The organism is Terriglobales bacterium (genome assembly GCA_035561515.1).
Classification (GTDB): Bacteria; Acidobacteriota; Terriglobia; order Terriglobales; family Acidobacteriaceae; genus DATMXP01.
Genome location: DATMXP010000053.1, coordinates 13,571 through 29,944, shown reverse-complemented (window position 1 = coordinate 29,944; position 16,374 = coordinate 13,571). Strand labels below are relative to the sequence as shown.

At 55.7% G+C, this 16,374-nt stretch carries 16 protein-coding genes; 12 read left to right on the top strand and 4 right to left on the bottom strand.

Features of this window, described 5'->3' with window-relative positions; all coding sequences use genetic code 11:
• Positions 1 to 23 precede the first annotated feature (23 nt).
• The 3 genes from VN577_22885 to VN577_22875 all read right to left on the bottom strand — a co-directional run bounded on the left by VN577_22885 (position 24) and on the right by VN577_22875 (position 3,820).
• Positions 24 to 1,205, bottom strand: coding sequence for a peptidyl-alpha-hydroxyglycine alpha-amidating lyase family protein (locus VN577_22885; GenBank protein HWR17693.1), 1,182 nt, complete (start codon positions 1,203 to 1,205; stop codon positions 24 to 26).
• A gap of 65 nt (positions 1,206 to 1,270) precedes the next feature.
• Positions 1,271 to 2,509 (bottom strand): substrate-binding domain-containing protein, encoded by a 1,239-nt coding sequence (locus VN577_22880; protein ID HWR17692.1) that lies wholly within the window; start codon positions 2,507 to 2,509, stop codon positions 1,271 to 1,273.
• 6 nt (positions 2,510 to 2,515) lie between these two features.
• On the bottom strand, positions 2,516 to 3,820 hold the full coding sequence (locus VN577_22875; protein ID HWR17691.1) for an MFS transporter: 1,305 nt from the start codon (positions 3,818 to 3,820) through the stop codon (positions 2,516 to 2,518).
• A gap of 209 nt (positions 3,821 to 4,029) precedes the next feature.
• Here VN577_22875 and VN577_22870 point away from each other — a divergent pair, with 209 nt between their 5' ends.
• The 9 genes from VN577_22870 to VN577_22830 all read left to right on the top strand — a co-directional run bounded on the left by VN577_22870 (position 4,030) and on the right by VN577_22830 (position 11,182).
• Entirely contained in the window at positions 4,030 to 4,869 is an 840-nt protein-coding gene (locus tag VN577_22870) for an IclR family transcriptional regulator C-terminal domain-containing protein (GenBank protein ID HWR17690.1), read from the top strand.
• Positions 4,870 to 5,075: 206 nt separating this feature from the next.
• Positions 5,076 to 5,933: a CoA transferase subunit A gene (locus tag VN577_22865; protein HWR17689.1), complete on the top strand. Its 858-nt coding sequence runs from the start codon at positions 5,076 to 5,078 to the stop codon at positions 5,931 to 5,933.
• The gene (locus tag VN577_22860) at positions 5,926 to 6,708 is read left to right on the top strand and encodes a CoA-transferase subunit beta (protein ID HWR17688.1); all 783 of its coding nucleotides are present in this window, start codon (positions 5,926 to 5,928) and stop codon (positions 6,706 to 6,708) included. The genes VN577_22865 and VN577_22860 overlap by 8 nt, the downstream gene beginning before the upstream one ends.
• Positions 6,705 to 7,433: a protocatechuate 3,4-dioxygenase subunit beta gene (pcaH, locus tag VN577_22855; GenBank protein ID HWR17687.1), complete on the top strand. Its 729-nt coding sequence runs from the start codon at positions 6,705 to 6,707 to the stop codon at positions 7,431 to 7,433. The genes VN577_22860 and pcaH overlap by 4 nt, the downstream gene beginning before the upstream one ends.
• Positions 7,430 to 8,002, top strand: a complete 573-nt coding sequence (gene pcaG, locus VN577_22850) for a protocatechuate 3,4-dioxygenase subunit alpha (GenBank protein ID HWR17686.1) — start codon at positions 7,430 to 7,432, stop codon at positions 8,000 to 8,002. Before pcaH ends, pcaG begins: the two co-directional genes overlap by 4 nt.
• Before the next feature lie 5 nt (positions 8,003 to 8,007).
• On the top strand, positions 8,008 to 9,369 hold the full coding sequence (gene pcaB, locus VN577_22845; protein ID HWR17685.1) for a 3-carboxy-cis,cis-muconate cycloisomerase: 1,362 nt from the start codon (positions 8,008 to 8,010) through the stop codon (positions 9,367 to 9,369).
• Positions 9,356 to 10,144 (top strand): 3-oxoadipate enol-lactonase, encoded by a 789-nt coding sequence (gene pcaD / locus VN577_22840; GenBank protein HWR17684.1) that lies wholly within the window; start codon positions 9,356 to 9,358, stop codon positions 10,142 to 10,144. Before pcaB ends, pcaD begins: the two co-directional genes overlap by 14 nt.
• Entirely contained in the window at positions 10,137 to 10,511 is a 375-nt protein-coding gene (gene pcaC, locus VN577_22835; protein ID HWR17683.1) for a 4-carboxymuconolactone decarboxylase, read from the top strand. Before pcaD ends, pcaC begins: the two co-directional genes overlap by 8 nt.
• A 395-nt stretch (positions 10,512 to 10,906) precedes the next feature.
• Positions 10,907 to 11,182, top strand: a complete 276-nt coding sequence (locus tag VN577_22830; protein HWR17682.1) for a hypothetical protein — start codon at positions 10,907 to 10,909, stop codon at positions 11,180 to 11,182.
• A 211-nt stretch (positions 11,183 to 11,393) separates the two neighbouring features.
• Here the strand turns inward: VN577_22830 and VN577_22825 are convergent, their stop codons facing one another.
• The gene (locus VN577_22825) at positions 11,394 to 13,373 is read right to left on the bottom strand and encodes a winged helix-turn-helix domain-containing protein (protein HWR17681.1); all 1,980 of its coding nucleotides are present in this window, start codon (positions 13,371 to 13,373) and stop codon (positions 11,394 to 11,396) included.
• A gap of 203 nt (positions 13,374 to 13,576) precedes the next feature.
• Between VN577_22825 and VN577_22820 the strand changes: the two genes are divergently transcribed.
• From VN577_22820 to VN577_22810, 3 genes are all read left to right on the top strand, one after another.
• On the top strand, positions 13,577 to 14,146 hold the full coding sequence (locus VN577_22820; GenBank protein ID HWR17680.1) for a hypothetical protein: 570 nt from the start codon (positions 13,577 to 13,579) through the stop codon (positions 14,144 to 14,146).
• Positions 14,147 to 14,585: 439 nt separating this feature from the next.
• Complete coding sequence (locus VN577_22815) at positions 14,586 to 15,011, top strand: helix-turn-helix domain-containing protein (GenBank protein HWR17679.1); 426 nt, start codon at positions 14,586 to 14,588, stop codon at positions 15,009 to 15,011.
• Between the two features lie 29 nt (positions 15,012 to 15,040).
• Positions 15,041 to 16,315, top strand: coding sequence for a tyrosine-type recombinase/integrase (locus VN577_22810; protein HWR17678.1), 1,275 nt, complete (start codon positions 15,041 to 15,043; stop codon positions 16,313 to 16,315).
• Positions 16,316 to 16,374 lie beyond the last annotated feature (59 nt).

Sequence of the window (16,374 nt, the reverse complement as noted above, 5' to 3'; positions counted from 1 at the left end):
AGCCTCCATCGATTCTTAACTCGCTATTTCTTCACGAAAACTCTCAGGTTCATGGTTCGAGCATCGGCGAGGAAAACCCGGCCTTGTGCGTCAACCGTGATCCGTTCGGTCAGTGTCGTGGGTCCCTCCGGCCCCATATCGGGCGGAATGAACGCTCTCACAATCCCATCCAGCACGCTGCCAATACGCACCCCTTGGGAGAACTCAGTGTTATGGAGTCCAACATCTGGAACGCGTGGTATCCGCTTCACACAATCGGCGCACTTCGGGGGATCATCGACGGAGTATTTCCAGTCCCACAGGTCGTAGTTGGAGTCGCTGTCAACCACATACAGGTGGTCATCTTTGTCTATGTAAAGTCCGCAAGCTTTGCCGAATTGCTTCCACTCTTCCAGGAAATTGCCGTCTGGGTCGAAGATCTGAACGCGATTGTTTCCTCGGTCGGCGATAAAGATCCGGCCCTTTGAATCCAGTGCCACGCCATGCGGCATGTCGAACTCACCGGGGCCTCTTCCCTCTTTTCCAAACACCCGGAGCAGTTTGCCTTCTTTGGAGAAGCGCATCACACGCATGCGCGAACGCTCTGAAGTGGACGTGTTGCCGTAGAACTCACCTCCGCCCAGCGCGATCGCAGCATGACCGTCCGCGACAATGATGTCTCCGTTCGGAGCTACGACGACATCAGTGGGGCCAACAAAGTTTTCTGGGCGTCCCCCTAGCACTCCCTTCTCACCTAATGTCAGAAGGACTTTGCCATCGGGACTCAGCTTGAACACCTGGTTACCAATCCCGTTCTTCACGCCGCAATCAGCAACCCAGATGTTATCCTCATGATCAACGTAGAGGCTATGCGGGAACACGAAAAGTCCGGTACCGATGCTCTTGATGAAGTTGCCGTTGGAATCGAACTGTAGAATCGGCGGCACCTGCATGGAATTGACACAACTGGTCTCCATGCAACGGTCAAGCACCCACACATTGCCTTTGCTGTCGGTGCCCACGCCGAATACGTGTCCCCAAATCCTATCGTCAGGAAGCTTGGCCCAGTCTTTGATTTCTCGATAGGGATTTGGAGCGATGCTTCCCTTGAATGTCGGATTTGTAGCCGAAGCAGACTGCTGACCACTGGCTGGTACCGCCTTCGAGGCCTCTTGGGCTGCCACAGTCAAACTGAAAGTACCGAGTAGAAGAACGATAAGTCTCATAGCGATTCTCTATTTCCCTATTTCGAACGATTTTTCATCGGCCTGATCCATTTGGAGTGCTGAAGTTATTTCAGCGCGGCAGCGCCTGTTTCTGCGCAATGCCCATCCTGCCGGTTCGTGCCACCGGAAATGCCTATGCCACCTACCACTCTACCGTCCACAACTAGCGGCACACCGCCGTCGACCGGAACGGCACCGCGGAGACCGAGTACACGTAGTCCGATACCTTGCGAGGCAAGCTCATCTTCAAACCATTTTGTCGGACGTTTGAAAAGCACCGTGGAACGTGCTTTGTCGATTGCGATCTGTACGCTCGCTGTTTGTGTACCCTCTACCTTCTCGAAATACACCAACTCTCCCCCAACATCCGTAACGGCGATCGCCATACGCCAGTTGTTCTTGTTCGCCTCCGCCACCGCTGCTGCAGCAGCCTTCTTCGCATTCTCCACGCTTATGGGTGCCCCGTAAGGAATCGTTAATTGTGGATTCGGGCGTGTGACTTCTTTCGGCAAACTCGGTGAGGGCAAGCAGGCAATTGGGTCGAGAGCCGCCTCCTTGATTAACTCACAGGCTGCGGGCGATGCTAGATAGTGAATAAACACGCGAGCAGATTCTGGCGCGGTACTCCTTTTAGCTATCCCAGCTGAGAAGACCGTCGTCTTCTGCAACTCTTCGGGTATCGGACCTACAATCGTTATGCCGCTTATAGGTATCAGTTCGCTCATCTGCTGAAATCCAAGATCAGCCTCACCGCGAGCTACGACCATTCCAACTGGCTCCGCCTGAATCTGTCGACTTTTCGCAGCCATTTCCTTCTCGATGCCCAGTCTTTTGTAAAGATCGTTCTTTATGTACTCGCCGCTCGCACTATCTGAATATGCAACCGACCTTGCTCGCAAAAGTGTCTGCCGGAAAGCCTCAACCGAACTGATGTCGGGCTTGGCTGCTCCAGCGCGCACTGCCATTCCGATTCTTGAGCGCGCAAGATCGGTCGTGCTGCCATCGATCACCTCTCCGTTTTTGACCAGTGCATCGAGCGATTCACGCACCATGATGATCACGTCCGCAGTTTCTCCGCGATGCAGACGGCTTGGGATCGCAGTGGGACTGCTTCCCATAGATGGACCGGATATCGTCTCGAACCTTATCCCGTGCTCACTCGAGTACTGTGCCATCAACTGCCGGTACGCAGCGGAAAATCCTCCCGATGTCATGACTTTGATCTCCTGCGCATGCCCAGCTATCGCAGCCAGGCAGAACACCAGCAGCACGTATCGTGATTTTCTTTCGAAATAGAAATGCATCTTCTCTCAGTTCTCAGCCACCGCAGCTTTGACCGGCAATTTCCAGGTGTTCTTCTTCTGTCGTGATCTCGCGAAAAATGTCGCCACGAGTGCCATTACAGCCGCTACTGACAGCCAAAGCCCTGGTACCGCACGGTTGCCCGTTATCTCGATCAGGTACGTACTTATGGCAGGAGTGAATCCGCCGAACACTGCGGTGGCCATGCTATACGCGAGCGAGAAGCCCATGGTACGAACTTCGATCGGGATGATTTCCGTCATGAAGACGATCATGGCTGCGTTGTAAGTGCCGTAGATGAAGGAAAACCACAGCTCCACCCCAAGCAACCTGGCGACAGACGGATCTGCGACAAGCCACAGCATCGCGGGGTAGGCGGTGACGATCATCAGCGCCGTCGAGGCAATCAGGAGCGGATAACGGCCGATACGGTCGGAGATAGCTCCCATGATTGGCAGCCAAAACAAATTCGATAGGCCCACACAAAACGTGATGAACAGACTGTCACGGTTCGAGAACTTGAGGACGGAGCTGCCAAATGTAGGGGTATACGCAGTGATCATGTAAAACGAAACCGTCATCATCGTGAACATCATCATCCCGATGATTACGAGCCGCCGGTTGGCATACAGCGAGCGCACGATTTCTCCTAGATGCGGATGGTGCTTGCGCGCCCTGAATTCATCCGATTCCTGTAAAGAGCGCCGGAGCCGCAACAGCACGGGTACGATGAGACAGCCGATCAATAACGGCACTCTCCAGCCCCACCGATTCATCTCCTCAAGCGACAGTGTCGAACTCAGCACAATTCCGATCAGAGCTGCAAACATGACGGCAACCTGCTGGCTCGCCGACTGCCAGCTCACGTAAAAGCCCTTGTTGCCAGGGGTCGCAATCTCCGATAAATAAACTGACACTCCGCCCATCTCCATTCCGGCGGAGAAGCCCTGCAAGAGTCGCCCAATCAGGACTAACAGTGGTGCGATCAACCCGATGCTGGCATAGCCAGGAATGCATGCGATAAGGAGAATCCCCACGGACATGAGTGAGAGACTCAAGATCAGCCCGGCACGACGTCCGTGCTTGTCCGTATAAGCTCCGAGTACGACAGCGCCGACCGGCCGCATCAGGAAGCCCACTCCGAACGTCATTAGCGACAACATCAGAGACGCGAACGGATCACCACTTGGAAAGAAGGCTCTTCCAATCGCGGCGGCGTAGTAGCCGAAGACCATGAAGTCGTACATCTCGAGGAAGTTGCCGCTCGCGACCCGTACCACGGCCTTGACCTTTTCTTTTCGGTTCGTAGACATACCGCCTAATTGACCCTTCTTCGAATCGATCCTGCACCCACCCCAGGTTTCCAGACCGGCTTCGTCGCCGTGGCCCCACATGCGGCCAGTTTGTGACCGCATACAGCGTGTATCATCGCGAAAAGATCGCTGTCAACGATTATCGAAATACTTGGCCGTTTACCGCACACCTTGTGCTATATTCCTGTGGGCGTAGGAGGATGAGCGGAATGCCAAGAAGAAGCGAATCGATCCAAACAGAAAAGAGAGCCGCTTCAGAAGAGAATCATGATTCGCCCGAAAACGGCGCCAAGGAAGTCGATGGCGATTTCATGACATCGCTTGCGCGAGGTCTGTCGGTCATCCAGGCTTTCTCGCAGCACAAGCGCCAGCTCACCGTCTCCCAGATCAGCATCCTTACCGGCATCTCGCGTGCCGCGGTGCGCCGCTGCCTTCATACCCTATCTAAACTCGGATTCGCCGGCACGCACGATCAACAGCACTATTACCTGCGCCCAAAGGTACTTTCACTTGGCCAAGCGTATTTCTCGTCAACCCCACTCGGAAAAGTCGCTCAACCGGTACTCGATCACCTCAGCACAGAGTTGTCAGAATCATGTTCGGTGGCCACCCTGGAAGATTTCGAAGTCTTCTACATTGCCAGAGCTGCGGTTTCGCGGATCATCGCCATCGATCTTCGGGTCGGCAGTCGCTTGCCTGCCTACTGCACCTCAATGGGGAGAGTTCTACTTGCTTATCTGCGCCCCGAGGAAGTGGACGCGTACCTCGCGCGCGGACCATTTCCCCCGCGAACTGACCGAACCGTCGTCTCCGTCGCTAAACTTAAGCACGTTCTGGAGACGGTAAGACGCAACGAGTATGCCTTGGTCGATCAGGAACTCGAGGTCGGACTTCGCTCACTTGCGGTTCCCATTCGAGCCTCTTCCGGAGAGGTGGTGGCTGCATTGAACGTCGGATGCCACGCCCAGCGCACAAGTGTCCGCGAAATGCAGACCGCCTTTTTACCTCTCCTCCGGCGCGCCGCAACGGAGATCGGCAACCTGATATAGGTGTAAGCAGGATCTTCTAACTTTTAACCTCGATACCTGTTCCGTCGTCAATCACGGCTGCCGTCTTGCCTACCCGTCGATGAGTTGATTCAACTCCTTTGACGCGTGCCCATTTACAGAGTCAAATTTTGTGCGTTTATCGCACATGTGTTCGTTATTCGCGTTGACATCCACGTGTGCCTAAATTAACTTTTCAGAACTTTCGCATGCTTGGGGCAACTACTCTTCGGGAAGCCATAGCGGCCGTCGTCAAAGACGGAATGTCGATCGCCATGGAAGGGTTCACCCACCTCATCCCGTTCGCCGCGGGACATGAGATCATCCGTCAACGTCGACGCAATCTCACGCTGATCCGAATGACCCCGGATCTGATTTACGACCAGATGATCGGTATGGGCTGTGCGCGGAAGCTCGAATTCTCTTGGGGAGGAAATCCCGGCGTTGGTTCCCTTCATCGCTTCCGTGACGCCGTCGAAAACGGATGGCCATCTCCGCTTGAGATCAGCGAACACAGCCATGCAGATATGGCAGCCCGTTATCAGGCCGGAGCTTCTGGCCTGCCGTTCGCGGTAATGCGAGGGTACGTGGGGTCCGACCTTCCGCGATTCAACTCAAATATTCGTACGGTTACTTGCCCCTTCACGGGCGAAGTATTAACGGCTACTCCCGCGCTCCGGCCGGATGTTGCCATCCTTCATGCGCTGAAAGCCGACCGCAGGGGCAACGTCTTCATTGAAGGCATCGTCGGCATTCAAAAAGAGGCGGCTCTTGCGGCAAAAACGGTCATCGTGACCGTTGAGGAGATTGTCGACGCACTCGCTGTGCCGCCCAATTCCTTCGTTCTGCCTTCCTGGGTGATTTCGCATGTTTGCCTCGTACCCCAAGGCGCATTTCCTTCTTATGCGCACGGGTATTACCAGCGGAATAACGCCTTCTTTATAGCTTGGGACAAAGTCTCACGCAATCGCGAATCTTTTCTCACGTGGATGGATCGGCACGTTCTAGCGACCGACAACTTCGAAGAGTTCCGCGAAAGCCTTATGTCAGATGCCGCTTATGCATGAAGTTCGCTACACTCCAGACGAGTTGATGACCATTGCCGCTGCACGTCGACTGAAGAACGGTGCAGTGTGTTTCGTTGGCATTGGGATTCCGAGCGCTGCTGCCAATCTCGCACGGGTCACCCATGCTCCCGATGTTGTGTTGGTCTATGAATCTGGAACGATAGGCGCGAAGCCAAATGTTCTGCCACTCTCAATCGGTGACGGTGAATTAGCACAGACGGCTGACACAGTGGTCTCCATCCCGGAGATATTCCGCTACTGGTTACAGGGTGGAAGAATCGACGTCGGGTTTCTGGGAGCGGCGCAAATCGACAAGTACGCGAACCTGAACAGTACGGTGATCGGGCCGTACGACGCCCCAAAGGTTCGTTTGCCCGGTGCTGGCGGCGCTCCAGAGATTGCCTCCGGCGCAAGAGAGCTTTGCGTTGTGATGTCCCAGACCAGCCGCGCCTTCGTTAGTAAAATCGACTTTGTTACCTCCTCAGGGCTGGCGTTTGAGGGTAGTGAAAACGCTGGTCGCAAGTACCGACCGCGAACTGTGATTACCGATCTCGGCATTCTGGAGAATGATCCACAAACTGGCGAGTTGTGGCTAACCGGTATTCACCCGGGTATTACTGTCGATCGTGTATGTGCTGCAACTGGTTGGGATCTGCAGGTCAGAGGTACACTCACAATCACACCGGAACCGACTAGCTCCGAACTAAGCGCCTTGCGGGACCTCAAACAAAGGACTGCCATCGCGCATCGGAGCAGCAGCCAGGAGGTCACATGAAAGCGACTCCAGCATTGGGATCACCAACTCCCGGGGCATTTCGCTATCCGGCCACAGGAACGCATCCGGAGTACTTGCACCCGCCCTATGTTTCGTCGGTAAATCGCTCTCCACGGATGCCACTGATTCGGATTCCGCAAACAATCAGCGAGATTACCGGTCCGAGCATCCCGGAGAGCGTCCATCCAAGGGTGGCGGACCTTACACGGCAGCACAAGGGGGAGCCCCTCGGGGCACGAATCATTGTGGGCGGGCGCGTCGTCGACGAAGATGGCAGACCGCAACGAAACTCACTGGTGGAAATATGGCAGGCGAATGCAGCTGGCCGCTATCTCCACCGTAACGACCAGCATAACGCGCCTCTCGATCCAAACTTCACCGGTCGCGGCCACACCTATACCGATGAAGATGGATATTACAGATTCGTAACGATTCGACCTGGGGAATATCCCTGGCAAAACCACTACAACGCATGGCGCCCCGCGCATATCCATTTTTCGCTGTTTGGTCCCGCGTTTGCGACACGCCTGGTCACACAAATGTACTTCCCCGGCGATCCCCTGCTACCTCTCGATCCTGTCTACAATTCCACCGCGGATGAGCAAGCTCGCACTCGGCTGATTTCGAAGTTTGATCTGGACACTACTGTTCCAGGTGAGGCGTTGGGATTCCGCTTTGATATCGTCCTTCGTGGACGGAATGAAACCCCCATGGAGGAGCAATGAGTTCGAGCGAGAACAGGCTACCTGCCACGCCATCTCAGACTGTCGGACCGTATTTCAGCATTGGCCTTCAGCCGCTCTTCCGCTCCGACATTGCATCCGACAATTGCTCCGGACACCCAATCACGATCGAAGGCCGGGTTCTGGATTCGCAAGGACAACCCGTGCCTGATGCCATGCTGGAGATATGGCAAGCAGGTCCAGAGGGCCGTTATTCTGGATTCATTCCCAAAGCTACAACTGGACCCTGTGGTTTCGGGAGGATTGCGACCAACGATGATGGTGAATTCCGTTTCACGACTATCAAGCCTGGAATCGTTGCTGACCCCAGTGGAGCAAGGCATGCACCGCATCTCAACATAACGGTTTTTATGCGCGGCCTGCTGCGCCACCTGTTTACTCGCCTGTACTTCGCCGGCGAACCTGCAAACGAGCACGACCCGGTGCTCCAGTGGGTGCCGGCCGAACGTCGTCAAACCCTGATGGCTGCTGCTGCGAACAGTGAAACTTCAGCGCTCCAGTGGAACATTATCCTTCAAGGCAAGCACGAGACTGTTTTCTTCGAGTGGTAACCGGTATGAGGCTCCTAAACGCGCTGTTTCGATCCCACGATGCGGAGCAGATTTTGACCGATGAGTCTCTGCTCAGACGTATGCTCGAAGTCGAAGGGGCACTTGCGTCGGCGCAAGCTGATCTTGGACTCATCCCTACCTCCGCTGCCCACAGCATTCAGGCGTGCTGCAAAGTCGAAAATCTCGATATCCCAGCTTTAGAGAATTCGGCGAGATTTAGCGGCAACTTGGCTATTCCCCTCATTAAGCAATTGACTGCCGCAGTTGCTCGCTCGGACTCGGAGGCAGCCAAGTTCGTCCACTTGGGCGCGACCAGCCAGGACATCATCGATACGGCAGTAGCTCTTCAAACACGCGATGTTATCTCTATTATCCTGCGCCACGTCGAAGCAGCCTGTGATTCTCTCCGGGCGCTTACGATCAAACACCGATCAACGGTCATGCCCGCACGCACGTGGTTGCAACATGCAGTTCCGACCACATTCGGACTGAAAACAGCTTACGCGCTTAGCGCCTTACACGAGTGCGCTTCAAAACTGCGCGGATCTCTTAAGTGTGCTTCGACGCTTCAGTTCGGAGGGGCTGCGGGAACCTTGGCAGCTTTTGGGTCGAAGGGCCCTCGTGTGGCTGAAATGATGGCAGCAAAGCTCACGCTTCAATTGCCGAACCATCCTTGGCATAGCTATCGAGGGCGCATCGCCGAGACCGCCACTACTCTGGCATTGTTGTGTGGCACCCTTGGAAAGATCGCTCAGGACATCGCGCTGATGACCCAAACGGAAATCAGTGAGCTCTCCGAGGCAAGTGCAGCAGGTACAGGGGTCTCTTCCACCATGCCGCAGAAGCACAATCCCGTAGCTTCCGCCGCGATCATTGCGAACTGTCTGCGAATTCCCGGATTGGTCAGCACAATTCTGGCGGCGATGATGCAGGAACACGAACGTGGCCTGGGCGGTTGGCATGCGGAATGGGAAACTCTTCCCGAAATCCTAAGCCTCACTGCGGGTGCTGCTGAGCGGATGTCTGAATTGCTCTCCGGCCTTGAGGTCCACGCAGACCGGATGCGGGCGAACTTAGAGATCACCAACGGATTGATCTACGCCGAGACGCTCTCCATCTCACTTGCCGCGAAGATTGGCAAAACTGAAGCACTCGAACTTGTTAAGCGGGCGACAGAAGTCTCTCAACACACTGGACGCCACCTGAAAGACACAATTCGAGAAATTCCGGGTCTTGCTGATCATCTCTCCGCCAATGATGTTGAGGTTCTGTTCTGCCCCGATAACTACCTCGGTGCTAGCCAGGAGTTTATCGACAATATCTTGCGTCAGTGCGCCACACTCGAGGCGGCAAATGCCGTTCGCTGAGCTTGGGGATATACGGGTGCGATACAGGTGGGACGGTCCCAATGATGCACCTGTGCTCGTCTTTTCAAATTCGCTCGGTACTGACTTGGAAATGTGGGACCTGCAGGTTGAGCGCCTTGCGGGCGGTTACCGCATATTGCGTTACGACACACGTGGCCACGGCGAGACCAGTGTCACGCCCGGGCCTTATACGATCGAGCAACTTGGACGCGATGTACTTTCCCTTATCGACGAGTTGGGAATCGACAGGTGTCACTTTTGTGGACTAAGCATGGGTGGCCAGATCGGGCTGTGGCTTGGAATCAATGCTCCTGACCGGCTCAAGAGCTTAGTCGTAGCGAACAGTGGGACAGCCATTGGCACTCCGACAGGGTGGAACGAGCGCATCTCGAGGGCGAAGAGTGAAGGCATGCATTCGGTGGCAAAGGATGTTGCGGAAAGATGGTTCACTCCTCAGTTTCGCTATGATCATCCTGACATGGTTAAGCGTATCGTTAACATGCTTGAATCAACCTCCGCTGAAGGATATGCCAATTGTTGCGCAGCGGTACGCGATTGTAGCCTGACAAACGAGATTACGCGGATTTCGATACCTACTTTACTCATAGCTGGAGAATTTGATCCAGCAACGCCTCCGGCGCTCAGCACTTCAATAGCGGCAGCTGTAAAAGCATCACGTTACGAGTGTCTGCCGGCTGCTCACCTTTCAAATGTCGAGTGTGCCGATCAATTCACCGTTACTCTCAGGTCTTTCATAGAGGCTCAGAATGGATAAAGACGATACCTATTCACGCGGAATGCACGTACGCCGGGCCGTCTTGGGCGACGCACATGTCGATCGCGCCACCGCTCAAGCCACGGAACTCGATCGGGATTTTCAGGAGTTTCTAACGAAGTACGCCTGGGGCGAGATCTGGAGCCGTGAAGGCCTGCCCACCTCAACCCGACGCCTTCTGACGCTTGCCATGCTGGTCTCTCTCAATCGGGAAGAAGAGTTTCGGATGCATGTGCGTGCGGCGCTTGATGCTGGAGTTACTACGGAGGAGATCAAAGAGGTGCTTTTGCATACTGCGATCTACTGCGGCCTTCCCGCTGCCAACGCCGCCTTCAAAGCGGCTCGAGAGATAATTGCGAGTACGTGAGCTACAAAAGCTCGGAAATCGATAACGCCCGTCCGCCCTCAGATTTCATCCCTCTTCTTCCGAAGCCGCTCCTTAAACTATGGGATCGCGGGTCATTGCGCCGTCGACCATTCGCCAAATACCGAGCGGGTTGCATTGCGAAGCTCATCGGGAAGTAAGTACTCTGGAAATCCTTGAAGCATACCGGGCGAGCGAATCGGAAGATTGCCTGCGAACCGCATGCAGTTGAAGATTGTGCCGGCGACGATCATGCCTTGCGCGGATTAGACAGCGCGCGTCATGGGTGTTGATTCAAAGACCCAACTTTACAATCGTATACATTATCCATTCTCGGAAGTAGTGACGCTGCTCACATTCTCACAGAGCAGGCTCGCCCCAGGAACGAGACTCAATTGATGTGTGCCGACATTCATCAGATCAGGCTCTTAAGCACCGTAAAAACCGAGAAACAGGACAAACCCCGGACTGTGCAGTTCTACATCTGTTCTTTCGATTCGTTGTTGAAGTACGAGCCTCTGGCCGAGGGTCGCCTCAGCCACATCGATGAGCGGGCTGTGCAGAAATTTACGGTGTGGGCTTTTGCGTTACCCAACTTCAAGCAGGCCACTTCGATCTCATCCGCGCGCCTTACGGATGACTTCAGGGTTGCCCCTAATCCGGCTGGAACGTGACGGTCGGAAACGATGATCCCGCAGATTTGCCATTAGCCGCCAGGACCAAGGGGATGTCTCGTGCTGACTGCCACGAACCGGATCCCAGTGAATTTCCGCCAGCAAGTCCACGGGATGTGCGCTATCTCAGAACGCCTTAGTCCCCTTTACAATCAGAAGTCAAAGTTCTTTGGGATCGCTACACCATCCAGCCGCACCTTCCATGCGGGCTTTACTTCGCCGCCCTGGATTTAGTTTCCGGAGTTTGAACGAAGCCGCATCGCGACAGCAGTGCATGAAAACGGTGATCGCTCCGATAGCGGTCCCACTTGGAATCGACAGGAAGGAATATCAGGTGGATGTCTCGCGCGGCATATGCCTTCTCAAGCCAGGCGAAGACGGCTTCCGGCTCGCCGAGGCCGGCGTACACGAGAGCTATCGCGTATGGTGGAACGTACATTTCGCGCGAACGCGACAAAAGCGATTGAAGTATCGCCCGCGCCTCCTTCGTTCTCTTAGTCTTCGCCAGCACGTACCCCTTCAGCGAGGGCACCTTGCTGTTGCCGGCTGAAAACTGTGCTGCTTCCTCCAGGGCTGCCAGGGCGAGTTGATTCTCGTTCAAGGCCTCATATGCCTGTGCGAGTTGGAGGTACCCGATCCAGAGGGTCGAATCGAGCATTATCGCTTGCCTGGCGTGCCGTGTAGCTTCCACATAGTCTCGCCCCTGGAATGCAGTCTGGGCCGACAATGCGTGATTCAACCCGTCTAAAGGATCCAGTTCCCTCGCGCGGCGCATCTCTGATTCCGCCTCGCTCGCTCGTCCCATTTGCGACAAAGCGTGCCCCAGCAGTCGGTGCGCTGCAGCATTGCTCGGATCGAGATTGATCGCCTGTCGGAATGCTGTCTCTGAAGCTTTCCAGTCCCATACCAGCATCCAATTCACGTAACCCGCCGCCAACTGCGTTTCCGGTAGATTCTCGTTTGCCTGCACCGCTCTTGCCGAAGCCTCGCGGACCTGCGGCAATACCTGCAGCGGATCCGCATCGCTATTAATGGGACTTCCGCCGTAGGTCATCGCCAGCGCAGCCCAGGCGAGCGCATAATTCGCGTCAAGTGCGATCGCACGATTGTAGTGTTGCACCGCAAGCCTGTTCGCCTCCGGAGTTCGACGGCTGACCAGATAGCGCGCCCTAAGGTACTCATCAAAGGCCTCTGCGTTCTGGGTCTGTCTGCGCGCAAGCCCACTTGAATCTCCAGCCAGACGGAACCGGACCTGGTGCGCGATGGCCGTGCTTAATTCCTGCTCTAAGCCAAGCAGGCTCTTCAGTTCGCGTTCGTAAGACTGCGACCAGACATGCTCTTGATCCCCCACACGGATTAAGGTCGTCGTCACGCGCATGCGTGTTCCCTCTGCGCGAATCGAGCTTTCCACCAAATAATCGACCGAAAGTTCGCGCCCGATTTCAGAAACAGTCTTGGTAGTCCCCCTATATCGTGAGGTGCGGCCCCTAACACTGAGATGGTCGGGATCGACCTGCGCGAGCGATGCTCCCGTTTCCGCTGTAAAGCCGTCGGCAAGGTACTGCAATTCTGGGTCTTTGCCTAAGTTCTCAAACGGCAGCACGGCAATAGTTGCGCGTGATGCCGGAACTATTGACCGTCTCCATGTCTGCGAACCAGCAACTATCGCCGCCGCCAAGAGGACAAGCAGCGCGGCGAGCATCAGTTTTTTCTGCAGATTCCATCGACGCTCCGAACCGGAGACTTCGATGTGCGATGACGTCAAAATGCGGGAGTTTTCCTGTCGAGCCTCCTTGCTCCTCCCGCTTCCTTCTATAGAGGAAGAGGTTGTGACCGGAGCCTGTGCTGCCGTGGAAACCAATTCCACGGTCGCGATGAACCGATATCCTTTCCCTGGAACCGTTTCCACGAACGCGGGAGTATCGGCCGAATCGCGCAACGCCTGCCTGATCTTGCTGATGGCTGTATTGATGCCGGTCTCGGCATCAACAAACACGTCCTTGCCCCATAACCGCTCAATGATTTCGTTGCGGGAAACGAGCTGACCGCGACTTTCTACCAACAGGATCAGCAGGTCCATCGGTTGTTTGCCGAGCTTCAGCCTACGACCTTCGTGCCGCACGCAATACGCGCCAACATCAAGCTCGAAATCGCCGAATCGGAATGTAACCCGCGCAGCAGAGGCGTGCATTGCAGCTCACCGGCCCCACAAAAGTGCGACAAGAATAGCAGTATCAGGCACTTAGACATCCAGAAAAATTCCAGAGGTTTTCCAGACGCAATCTATGGTCAGGTTTGCGAGGTGCTTGCATTCTCTCGGCGGGCTGGTCCATGCAGATGACACTTTTGAACCGCGCTGCCGCCCGAATTCCAAACTCGAAGGAGAAGAACCCCATGAAACCTAAAACGTCCAACACGCGTGGCGCTTTCAGTCTCGCGCTGCTTATGATCCTCGCGGTTGCCGCACCTATATTGACCAGCGCGCCCGCGTTCGCCCAGTCCCAGGCAGATTCCTCGAACCCCCTAGTCGGACTATGGATTGTGCAGGTTACATTGACCGACTGCGCGACCGGAGACCCCTTGCCGGGCGCACCATTCACATCGCTGGTGACGTTCAACCACGCCGGCACAGTGGCCGAAAGTACTGGCGCCCTTGGCTTTGCACCTGGCCAGCGCAGCACCGGACATGGCACATGGACGCATATTGGAGGCCGGACTTACCTTCAGAGAATGATGGCTTTGATCAACTTCGCTACCCCGCCGAACCTCCCAAGCACTCCGGGCTTCAATCCTGCGCTGCCGATTGGTCCCGGATTCTTCGCAGGTACTTCGATCGTGAATCACAAGTTCACCCTAATCGACGCCGACCATGCCAGCTCGTATGGTACCAACGAGTTCTTCAAAACAAATGGCGAGTCGTACCGGTCCGGTTGCTCCACGGCTGTTGCCGTACGATTCAAGTAGTACCGGGCCTCGAGGCGTCGCCGCACAAGCGACGCCTTCCTTGATTCTGTGCTTTTTCCGGCTGCTGCCTTCTGGCGTCTCGCGGAGTCTCATTCGCCTAGACGAGCGGAAGGCGCGCCTGTTGCGGTTTTGTAGTTGCGATCGCGAAGTAAGCTTCTATTCCAAACACAGATTTTTCCGCTGTGCCAAGTTTCAGGTGACGAACGCCTTTGCCGAGTGATGCGAGCCGACTCTGCCGTGCTGTCCGACTCGGGCACTAAAAGTGCAATCGGTCGAATATTCGCGGATGCTGGCAGCACGACGTCCTACGTGGCCGTCGGCAGAGCAGCGAGGCACACACTATCGTCGCGAGGGCATCCAGCCGACAACGTCAGTGCCTTCGAACAATTGTTCTTGGATCTCTCGCGTTTGACCCAGGTAGTTTTCCGCGCTAACAACAATGTCTAAGAGCGCCTCCCTGTCCGACTCTTGCCCGGTAACCGGCGCTGCAGAAGATGACGCCGCGGGCGCGACGGAGGCGGAACAAGGGTTACAGCAAGGGGTGACGAACGTGGCCAAACAAATCAGCAGTGCCGTTAAGCAGTTCCCGATTCGCGACGTTAAGCAGTTTTCGACTCCCGGGTTGGTGAACGCGCTCGAAAGGTCCGCAGTCCCGAGCACGCGCACACTTGAGGAACTGCTCGACATCAATCGGGCCGCAAAGGTGCTCGGCATAAGGCCTAAAACGCTGCGCCACCACATTCTTCGCCGCCATATCGATTACGTCAAAATCGGCGGCCGTGTGCTTTTCCGTCCGGATACCCTTTGGGAATTCATCGAGCGCAACACGATTCGCGCTCGACAAGAGCGTCCTCCTGTAAAATAGCGACGCTTTGACTCTGGAAAGAAGGAGCAATGAAGGTCTTCAGACCGAATGGCACGAGCTTCTGGCATTACGAGTTCGTGCTGAATGGCAAACGGTATCACAAGAGCACCAAGATGAGGAACGAACGGGAGGCGCTCAAAGTCGCGAACGCAGCATTCACGGCTTTGGTAAAGGGCGAAGCGGGTATCGCAGAGCCGAAGCCAGTTCCGACACTGCGCGCATTCCGTGAGGACTTCTTAACCGCCGTAAAGGCCGAGAAACACGACAAACCCCGGACCGTGCAGTTCTACACCTATTCATTCGATTCGTTGTTGAAGTACGACTCTCTTGCCGAGGCTCGCCTCAGCAGCATCGATGAGCGGCTTGTGCAGAAATTTACCGTCTGGGCGCTTGCGCGCGAGTGCGCGCGGGACAAAGAGCGGACTACCAGCGTAGCGACGGTCAACCGGTGGCGCGCCACCCTGCGCAAGGCGCTCCGTATGGCACGTCGCTGGGAACTAATCAGGAGCGTGCCCGAAATTCCGCGCCTCAAGGGCGAACGGGAACGGTCCTTCGTGTTCACGGAAGCGCTTCGCAAGAAATATGACGAAGTGGCGCCCGAACCACTCAACAGTTTCGTCCAACTTTCATGTGAGATTGGCATCTGCGAAGGCGAGATCATCGAGCTTCTGAAAGCTGATGTTCATATGAGTAACAAGGCGGACGAGTGGGGTCACTACGGGTACCTGCGAATTCGGAACGGTAAGACCGAGTTCCGCAAGCGCACGTTGCCGGTAACCAGTCGTGCCAGGCAGATTCTCAGGACGTGGATAACGAAATCGAAAGGTGATCGCGTCTTCACCCGCGAGGATCGCGTGAGTCCAGTCTCGGCTTATACCCTGATTCAGCAGCAGGAGCGTATGCGACAGCTACTGAACCTGCCCTGGGATGCATGTGTTCACAGCGCCCGCCACACGGCGCTGACGAATCTCGGCCTCACCGGGGCCGATCCCTTCACACTCCAGCGAGTCGCTGGACACGCCAACATCTCGACGACTCGGAAATACGTTCATCCGACGCCGCGAGCGATGGCCGATGCATTCCACAAGAAAGTGCAAAGCGAGCAACGCGACCGACGTGCCGCTCGTCGCAAGCGAACCAACCCGAAGCCGCCGGAGCGCGTTGTACCGGCTGCGCCGACGCTGGGTCCGGTGGCAGGTGGAAAGGTGCAGCGCAGCGAGCGACGCAGAACTTCGGGACCCCACCGAAAAACTTCGGGACTTTTGCGGGACCCCGGACTACTGAGCGTTGCTTTGGGTGACTGAAAAAGGCGACCGGTAAAAAGCAAGAACTGGCCGCAAATACGCGAAAACATTGGCTTGCA